General features: G+C 73.1%; 11 protein-coding genes. 7 read left to right on the top strand and 4 right to left on the bottom strand.

What is annotated here, in order from left to right:
• Positions 1–85: 85 nt before the first annotated feature.
• Positions 86–883, bottom strand: coding sequence for an LON peptidase substrate-binding domain-containing protein (locus FOE67_RS10745; RefSeq protein ID WP_182662969.1), 798 nt, complete (start codon positions 881–883; stop codon positions 86–88).
• Positions 884–1,069: 186 nt separating this feature from the next.
• Between FOE67_RS10745 and hisD the strand changes: the two genes are divergently transcribed.
• Genes hisD through hisF form a run of 7 tightly spaced genes read left to right on the top strand, consistent with a single transcriptional unit; the run spans position 1,070 to position 6,538 of the window.
• Entirely contained in the window at positions 1,070–2,392 is a 1,323-nt protein-coding gene (hisD, locus tag FOE67_RS10750) for a histidinol dehydrogenase (RefSeq protein ID WP_182662971.1), read from the top strand.
• A complete protein-coding gene (locus FOE67_RS10755) occupies positions 2,389–3,573 on the top strand; it encodes a histidinol-phosphate transaminase (protein WP_182662973.1) in 1,185 nt (394 codons plus the stop codon). Before hisD ends, FOE67_RS10755 begins: the two co-directional genes overlap by 4 nt.
• Positions 3,570–4,160, top strand: a complete 591-nt coding sequence (hisB, locus tag FOE67_RS10760; RefSeq protein ID WP_182662975.1) for an imidazoleglycerol-phosphate dehydratase HisB — start codon at positions 3,570–3,572, stop codon at positions 4,158–4,160. Before FOE67_RS10755 ends, hisB begins: the two co-directional genes overlap by 4 nt.
• Positions 4,157–4,324, top strand: a complete 168-nt coding sequence (locus FOE67_RS29165) for a CG2302 family histidine operon protein (protein ID WP_182662977.1) — start codon at positions 4,157–4,159, stop codon at positions 4,322–4,324. Before hisB ends, FOE67_RS29165 begins: the two co-directional genes overlap by 4 nt.
• Entirely contained in the window at positions 4,321–5,022 is a 702-nt protein-coding gene (gene hisH, locus FOE67_RS10770) for an imidazole glycerol phosphate synthase subunit HisH (protein WP_182662980.1), read from the top strand. The genes FOE67_RS29165 and hisH overlap by 4 nt, the downstream gene beginning before the upstream one ends.
• Entirely contained in the window at positions 5,022–5,771 is a 750-nt protein-coding gene (gene priA / locus FOE67_RS10775; protein WP_182662982.1) for a bifunctional 1-(5-phosphoribosyl)-5-((5-phosphoribosylamino)methylideneamino)imidazole-4-carboxamide isomerase/phosphoribosylanthranilate isomerase PriA, read from the top strand. Before hisH ends, priA begins: the two co-directional genes overlap by 1 nt.
• On the top strand, positions 5,768–6,538 hold the full coding sequence (hisF, locus tag FOE67_RS10780; protein WP_182662984.1) for an imidazole glycerol phosphate synthase subunit HisF: 771 nt from the start codon (positions 5,768–5,770) through the stop codon (positions 6,536–6,538). The genes priA and hisF overlap by 4 nt, the downstream gene beginning before the upstream one ends.
• A gap of 107 nt (positions 6,539–6,645) precedes the next feature.
• Here the strand turns inward: hisF and FOE67_RS10785 are convergent, their stop codons facing one another.
• From FOE67_RS10785 to FOE67_RS10795, 3 genes are all read right to left on the bottom strand, one after another.
• Positions 6,646–7,056 (bottom strand): PIN domain nuclease, encoded by a 411-nt coding sequence (locus tag FOE67_RS10785; protein ID WP_182662986.1) that lies wholly within the window; start codon positions 7,054–7,056, stop codon positions 6,646–6,648.
• Positions 7,053–7,304: a type II toxin-antitoxin system VapB family antitoxin gene (locus FOE67_RS10790; RefSeq protein WP_182662988.1), complete on the bottom strand. Its 252-nt coding sequence runs from the start codon at positions 7,302–7,304 to the stop codon at positions 7,053–7,055. The genes FOE67_RS10785 and FOE67_RS10790 overlap by 4 nt, the downstream gene beginning before the upstream one ends.
• Before the next feature lie 103 nt (positions 7,305–7,407).
• A partial coding sequence (locus tag FOE67_RS10795; RefSeq protein WP_182662989.1) for an SDR family oxidoreductase occupies positions 7,408–7,749 on the bottom strand: 342 nt, incomplete at its 5' end.

Consider the following 7,749-nt stretch of genomic DNA (forward strand, 5'->3'; position numbering starts at 1 on the left):
CCGCTCCTCCCCCCGGGGCACCGCCCCGACTCGTCCGCCCCGGTCCGTCCGCCGTCGGCCGGTGACCCCGCCCGGCGCGCCGCCTTCAGTTCGGGTTCGTCGGCCGCCGGGTCAGCTCCACCGCCGGCACCGACGGCAGCTTCCCGATCACGCCGATCTCACGGCGCAGCAACCGCAGCTCCCGGGCCAGGCGGGCGGCGGTGTCCGGCGCCTCCAGCAGGGCCTGCTTCTCCGCGGTGTCCAGCACGGTGGCCGCCGCCACCAGATACGACACCACCGAGGGCTCCTCCGGCAACTCGGTTCCCGGCACCAGGGACCGCTCGTACGCCCCCGCCAGCCGCTGCTGGTAGGCGCGGAAGGCGCGCAGCACACCCGTGGCGAGCACCTCCGCGCCCTCCCCGGGTTCCTCCTCCAGCAGCTCCACCTCGCCGACCAGGTACCGACCCGCCGCCTCCACCGACAGCAGCCGGAACCGGGTGGTGCCCGTCGCCAGCACCTCGAAGGAGCCGGGCCCCTCCCCACCGGCGTCCCCGCCCTCCCCGCCGGGCGAACGTCCGCCCACCTCGCGCGGCCGGATCGTCGTGGCGTCCGCGACACACCCGATCGGATGGAAGGAATCCATCGGATCGGGGGCGAAACCCGCGCCGGGCCGGGTGTCGGGCACCGACACGCCCGGCTCGCCCGGCAACCCCCGACCGGGCGGCGCCACCTCGTACCCCTCCCGGATCGCGACCACCCCGAAGGGACGGGGCCCGTCCTCCGGCAGCCGCAACAGATCGGAGACCAGGGCCCGGTAGCGTGCCTCGAAGACGTTCAACGGCATGACCAGCCCGGGGAACAACACGGCGTGCAGGGGGAACAGCGGCAGGCGGGTCGTCGTCACGGCGCGAAGCCTAGCGTTCCGCCCGGGCGGCCGTCCGACGGCGGGAACCACCGACCGCGTCCCCCGCGCCCCCGCGCACGTCCCCCGAACGTCCGCCCGCCGAAGGGGTCGGCATCCGTATCACGCGCCGTATCACCCTGTGGGACGGCCGCCGGACGCCCCCGGGCGTCTGAGAGACTGGTGGGTGTGTTGAAGCGAATCGATCTGCGGGGTTCCGGCCGGGACGGCGCCGGAATCGACCGCGAGCTGCTGCCGCGCGCCGAACTCGACGTGGAAGCCGCCCTGGAGAAGGTGCGGCCCATCTGCGAGGACGTGCGCCATCGCGGCACCGCGGCGCTGATCGAGTACGCCGAGCGGTTCGACGGCGTGCGCATCGAGCGCACCCGGGTCCCCGTCGAGGCCCTGGAGAAGGCCCTCGCCGAGCTCGACCCCGCGGTCCGCGCCGCCCTGGAGGAGTCGATCCGCCGCGCCCGCATCGTCCACCGCGAGCAGCGCCGAACCGACCACACCGTCACCGTCGTCCCCGGCGGCACCGTCACCGAGCGCTGGGTGCCCGTCGAGCGCGTGGGCCTCTACGTGCCGGGCGGAAACGCCGTCTACCCCTCCTCGGTGGTCATGAACGTCGTGCCCGCGCAGGAGGCCGGCGTCCAATCCCTCGCCGTCGCCTCCCCGCCCCAGCGGGAACACGACGGCCTGCCGCACCCCGTCATCCTCGCCGCCTGCGCCCTGCTCGGCGTCACCGAGGTGCACGCCGCCGGCGGCGCCCAGGCGGTCGCCATGTTCGCCCACGGCACCGACGAGTGCCGCCCGGTGCAACTCGTCACCGGCCCCGGCAACATCTGGGTCGCCGCGGCCAAGCGCCTCCTGAAGGGCGTCATCGGCATCGACGCCGAGGCGGGTCCCACCGAGATCGCCGTCCTCGCCGACGACACCGCCGACCCCGCGCACGTCGCCGCCGACCTGATCAGCCAGGCCGAACACGACGTGCTCGCCGCCTCGGTCCTGGTCACCCCCTCCACCGCCCTCGCCGACGCCGTGGACGCCGCCCTGGTCGAACAGGTCGCCGCCACGAAGCACGAGGCCCGGGTCACCGAGGCCCTCACCGGCCGGCAGTCCGGCGTCGTCCTCGTCGACGACCTCGACCACGGCCTGGCCGTCGTCGACGCCTACGCCGCCGAACACCTGGAGATCCAGACCGCCGACGCCGCCGCCGTGGCCGCCCGGGTCCGCAACGCCGGCGCGATCTTCGTCGGCCCCTGGGCCCCGGTCTCCCTCGGCGACTACTGCGCCGGCTCCAACCACGTGCTGCCCACCGGCGGCTGCGCCTGCCACTCCTCCGGACTGTCCGTGCAGTCCTTCCTGCGCGGCATCCACGTCGTGGACTACTCCCGCGACGCCCTCGCCGAGGTCACCCACCACGTGGTCGCCCTCGCCGAGGCCGAGGACCTGCCCGCGCACGGTGCCGCGCTCAAGGCGCGGTTCGACTGGAAGGTGCCCAGCTCCACGTGACCGGCAACGCCCCCACCCCGCCCGCCGACACCCCGGCGGGCGGCGTCCGCACGCTCGACGACCTGCCCATCCGGGAGGAGCTGCGCGGCCAGTCGCCGTACGGCGCCCCCCAGCTCGACGTGCCCGTGCGGCTCAACACCAACGAGAACCCCTACCCGCTGCCGCCCGAGCTGGTCGCCCGCATCGCCGAGCGCGTCGCCGCGGCCGCCCGCGACCTCAACCGCTACCCCGACCGCGACGCCGTCGAGCTGCGCACCGCGCTGGCCGCCTACCTCGGGCGCACCTGCGGCCTGTCGATCGGCGCCGAGGGCGTGTGGGCCGCCAACGGCTCCAACGAGGTGCTGCAACAGCTCCTCCAGGCGTTCGGCGGGCCCGGTCGCACCGCGCTGGGCTTCGAACCCTCCTACTCGATGCACGCCCTCATCGCCCGCGGCACCGGCACCGGCTGGCTCTCCGGGCCCCGCGACGCCGAGGACTTCACCATCGACCCGTCCGCCGCCGAACGCGCCATCGCCGAGCACCGGCCGCACGTCGTCTTCGTCTGCTCGCCCAACAACCCCACCGGCACCGCCGTCGCCGCCGAGACCGTCCTCGCCCTGCACGACGCCGCCCAGCGGGCCCGCTCCGGCCCCGGCGAGCACGGCGCCCTGGTGATCGTGGACGAGGCCTATGGCGAGTTCAGCCACCGCCCCTCGCTGCTGCCGCTCATCGAGGGCCGACCCCGCCTGGTGATCTCCCGCACCATGTCCAAGGCCTTCGGTGCCGCCGGGCTGCGACTGGGCTATCTCGCCGCGCACCCGGCCGTCGTGGACGCCGTCCAACTGGTGCGGCTGCCCTACCACCTGTCCGCCGTCACCCAGGCCACCGCGCTCGCCGCCCTGGAACACACCGATACCCTGTTGGGATACGTCGAACAGCTCAAGGCCGAACGGGACCGGCTGGTCGCCGAACTGCGCGCGATCGGCTGCGAGGTCACCGACTCCGACGCCAACTTCGTGCAGTTCGGCCGGTTCGACGGCCCGGGCGGCGCGCACGCCGCCTGGAGGTTCCTGCTGGAGCAGGGCGTGCTGGTCCGGGACAACGGCGTGCCCGGCCGACTGCGGGTGACCACCGGCACCCCCGAGGAGAACGACGCGTTCCTGGACGCGGTGCGCGAGCTGATGAAGGAGAACGACCGATGACCCGCACGGGCCGCGTGGAACGAACCACCAAGGAGACCAAGGTCCTCGTCGAGATCGACCTCGACGGCACCGGGAAGGTCGACGTCTCCACCGGCGTCGGCTTCTGGGACCACATGCTCGACCAGCTCGGCCGGCACGGCCTGTTCGACCTGACCGTGCGCACCGAGGGCGACCTGCACATCGACACCCACCACACCATCGAGGACACCGCCCTCGCGCTGGGCGCCGCCTTCCGGCAGGCCCTGGGCGACAAGAAGGGCATCGTCCGCTTCGCCAACGCCTCCGTCCCGCTGGACGAGTCGCTGGCGCAGGTCACCGTGGACCTCTCCGGCCGCCCCTACCTCGTGCACAGCGAGCCCGAGGGCATGGCCCCCATGATCGGCTCCTACGACACCACGATGACCCGGCACGTCCTGGAGTCCTTCGTCGCGCAGGCGCAGATCGCCCTGCACGTCCACGTGCCCTACGGTCGCAACGCCCACCACATCGTGGAGTGCCAGTTCAAGGCCCTCGCCAGGGCCCTGCGGTACGCGAGCGAGATCGACCCCCGGCAGACCGGCATCCCCTCCACCAAGGGAGCCCTGTGAACCTCACCTCGACGCTCCTGATCGGCGCCGGGCTCTTCCTCGCCGGCGGCGCCTGGTCCTTCGCCCGGCAGGACCTGCCGCGCGGCGTCGTGGTCCTGCTCGGCGTCGCCTCCGCCATGTGCCTGGTGGCGGGGGTGCTCCGCCTGGAGGTGTGGAACCAGTGACCACCGAACCGACCACCGCCCCGAACACCGGTTCCACCGGCGGGGCCGCCGGTGGCGGCGGGGCCCGCAAGTCCGTCGTCGTCTTCGACTACGGCTTCGGCAACGTCCGCTCCGCCCAGCGCGCCCTGGTCCGGGCCGGCGCCGACGTGGAGATCACCCGCGACTACGACACCGCCCTGAACGCCGACGGTCTGCTCGTGCCCGGTGTCGGCGCCTTCGCCGCCTGCATGGCCGGCCTGGTCGAGGCGCGCGGGGACTGGGTCGTCCAGCGCCGCCTGGCCGGCGGCCGACCCGTCATGGGCATCTGCGTCGGCATGCAGATCCTCTTCGGCCGGGGCATCGAGCACGGCGTGGAGACCGCCGGCCTCGACGAGTGGCCCGGCACCGTGGACCGGCTGCGCGCCGAGGTCGTCCCCCACATGGGCTGGAACACCGTCGAGGCGCCGGAGGGCTCCCGTCTCTTCGCCGGCATCGACCCCGACGAGCGCTTCTACTTCGTGCACTCCTACGCCGCCCATGACTGGACGATGGAGAACGTCAACCCGCGCATGACCCCGCCGCTGGTCACCCGCGCCGTGCACGGCGAGTCCTTCGTCGCCGCCGTCGAGAACGGCCCCCTGTGGGCCACCCAGTTCCACCCCGAGAAGTCCGGCGACGCCGGAGCCCGCCTCCTCAGCAACTGGATCGAGAGCCTGTGATGACCCCCGAGCTCGAACTGCTCCCGGCCGTCGACGTCCGCGACGGGCAGGCCGTGCGCCTGGTGCACGGCGAGTCCGGCACCGAGACCTCCTACGGCGACCCGCTGGAGGCCGCCCTCGCCTGGCAGCGCGCCGGCGCCCGCTGGCTGCACCTGGTCGACCTCGACGCCGCCTTCGGCACCGGCGACAACCGCGAGCGCATCGCCGAGGTCGCCCGTGTCACCGCCGAGGCCGGCGTGCAGGTCGAGTTGTCCGGCGGCATCCGCGACGACGACTCGCTCGCCGCCGCCCTCGCCACCGGCTGCACCCGGGTCAACCTGGGCACCGCCGCGCTGGAGGCACCCGAGTGGGTCGCCAAGATCATCGCCGAGCACGGCGACCGCATCGCCGTCGGCCTCGACGTGCGCGGCACCACCCTGCGCGGCCGGGGCTGGACCCGCGACGGCGGCGACCTCTACGAGACCCTCGCCCGCCTGGACTCCGAGGGCTGCGCCCGGTACGTGGTCACCGACATCGCCAAGGACGGCACCCTCCAGGGCCCCAACCTGGAACTCCTGCGCAACGTCTGTGCCGTCACCGACCGTCCCGTCGTCGCCTCCGGCGGCGTCTCCCGCCTGGACGACCTGCGGGCCCTGGCCGCGATGGTGCCGATCGGCGTCGAGGGCGCGATCATCGGCAAGGCCCTGTACGCGGGCGCCTTCACCCTGGAGGCCGCCCTGGAGACCGTGCGGGCGGAGGCCGCGGCGTGAGCCTCGCGGTGCGGGTCATCCCCTGCCTGGACGTGGACGCCGGCCGGGTGGTCAAGGGGGTCAACTTCCAGAACCTCCGCGATGCGGGCGACCCGGTCGAGATGGCCAAGGTCTACGACGCCGAGGGCGCCGACGAACTGACCTTCCTCGACATCACCGCCTCCTCGGGCAACCGGGAGACCACCTACGACGTGGTGCGCCGCACCGCCGAACAGGTCTTCATCCCGCTGACCGTCGGCGGCGGGGTCCGCTCGGCGGACGACGTGGACCGGCTGCTGCGTGCCGGCGCCGACAAGGTCGGCGTCAACACCGCCGCCATCGCCAGGCCGGAGCTGATCCGGGAGATCACCGAGCGCTTCGGCAGCCAGGTCCTCGTGCTGTCCGTGGACGCCCGACGCGTCACCGGGGAGACCACCACCCCCAGCGGCTTCGAGGTCACCACCCACGGCGGCCGGCGCGGCACCGGCATCGACGCCGTCGAATGGGCCCACCGCGCCGCGGAGTTGGGGGCGGGGGAGATCCTGCTCAACTCCATGGACGCGGACGGCACGAAGGACGGCTACGACCTGACCATGATCGAGGCCGTGCGCAAGCACGTCACGATCCCGATCATCGCCTCCGGCGGCGCCGGCGCGGTCGAGCACTTCCCGCCGGCGGTGGAGGCCGGGGCCGACGCCGTGCTCGCCGCCTCCGTCTTCCACTTCGGCGACCTGCGCATCGGCCAGGTCAAGGACGCCCTGCGCGCCGCCGGCCGGCCCGTGCGCTGAGCCGGCGGGGTCGGGGGCGGTACCGCTGTCATCCCGGCTGCTCTCGTACGGGCAGCCGGGATCGGGGCCGGGGCCGGAGGGCGGAAACCGAACCCGGTCGGTCGGTATCAGTCGGTCAATATCGCAGCCGCCTGCCCGGTCACGGCGGCGATGCACTCGAAGTCGCGGTCGCAGTGCAGGAGTGTCAGGCCCGAGAGCTCGGCGATGGACGCCACCAGGAGATCGACCGGTCCGGCCCCCCGGTGCCACCCGCGCTCGGTGAGAAGCCGCTGTACCGTCCGGGCCCGCTCGTAGGTTCCTTCGGGAACAGGCGCCCACACGTAGCACTGGTGCAGGGTGGCCAGGACAGCCGCCCGGTCCGCCGAACTTCTGGCGGAGAAGCCGATCTCCAACTCGGTGATGTCACTCATGGCCACCAAGCCGGCCTCGATGGCTCGATCCCATTCGTGGTGTTTGCCCTCCGGGCCGAGCAGGCGGACCGCCGCCGATGTGTCGATGAGGTAGTGCGCCGGCGTCATGTATCGCTTCCGGAGGCCTCTTGGCGGGGGTGGGAGGCGCGGTAGTTCGTCTTGTCGGAGAGAACGGCCATGTCCAGGGCTCCCTCGGCGATCAGGCGCCGGGCCTCGGCGAGGGCCTTGGCCCGCCGTATGCGGGCGGCGGTTTCCGCCAGCGCCGTGTTCACCGTTTCTTTTTTGGTCCTGGTCCCCAGCGCCTCCTGGGCCGCTGCCAGCGTCTCTTCGTCGATGTCGATCAGCATCTTGGTCATGGGCCCACCTTGTATATACTCGATTGCAAAAAGTATATACCTCTGTCCCGGGATCACTTCTCCGAGGGAGTGCCGTTCCGGGAACGAACGAGTGGCCGACTGGTCAGTCCATGACGCTGCCGCAGGTGATGTTGATGTCGGCGGCGGTGACCGCCGCGGCCATGTCGGAGGCGGCGAAGACGGCGGCGTTGCCCACGTCCTCCAACGTGGCGGCCCGGCGCAGCAACGTGTGCGCGACGATCTGCGCCTCGATCGCCTCCCTCCCCTCGAAGTCCGTCGGGATGGACTCCGGGATACCGCCGGTCTTCACCGTGATCACCCGCACCCCGTGCGGCCCCAACTCGCACGCCCACTGCCGGCGCAGCCCCTCCAGGGCGTCGAAGGCGACCTTCAGCCCGCCCAGGTTCGGCAGGGTGTGCGGCCCGCCCCCGCCGAAGGCGAGCAC

It is taken from the genome of Streptomyces calidiresistens, from assembly GCF_014141525.1.
In the GTDB taxonomy this organism is placed as follows: domain Bacteria; phylum Actinomycetota; class Actinomycetes; order Streptomycetales; family Streptomycetaceae; genus Streptomyces; species Streptomyces calidiresistens.